Here is a 462-nt window from a genome sequence, read left to right as displayed (position 1 = left end):
CATCGAATCCGTCCTGGTCGAGAACCGCGTGTTCCCGCCCGACGCGCGCGCCAGCGCCGGCGCGCGCATCAGCGGCATGGCCGCCTACGAGGCCCTGTGCCAGGAGGCCGAGCAGGACTTCGAAGGCTTCTGGAGCCGCCTGGCGCGCGAGAACCTGAGCTGGACCAAGCCCTTCAGCCGCACCCTCGACGAATCCAACGCCCCCTTCTACCAATGGTTCGGCGACGGCGAACTCAACGCCAGCGCCAACTGCCTGGACCGCCACATCGGCACCCCCGTCGAGCACAAGACCGCCATCGTCTTCGAGGCCGACGACGGCGCCGTCACCCGCGTCAGCTACAAGGAACTGCTCGCGCGCGTGAGCCAGTTCGCCAACGCCCTGAAGGCCGCCGGCATCGAGAAGGGCGACCGCGTCATCATCTACATGCCCATGACCATCGAGGGCGTGGTCGCCATGCAGGC

Annotated in this window: 1 protein-coding gene; it reads left to right on the top strand. The window is 68.2% G+C overall.

All coding sequences use genetic code 11. The annotated features are described in order from the left end of the window. Position 1 precedes the first annotated feature (1 nt). On the top strand, positions 2 to 462 hold a 461-nt coding region (locus tag IB278_RS33635; protein ID WP_318646736.1), incomplete at its 3' end, for an acetyl-coenzyme A synthetase N-terminal domain-containing protein.

This window comes from Variovorax sp. VRV01, assembly GCF_014852545.1.
GTDB lineage: Bacteria > Pseudomonadota > Gammaproteobacteria > Burkholderiales > Burkholderiaceae_C > Variovorax > Variovorax beijingensis_A.
Note: the sequence above shows the minus strand (reverse complement) of the source record. Positions and strands in the feature narration are given on the sequence as shown.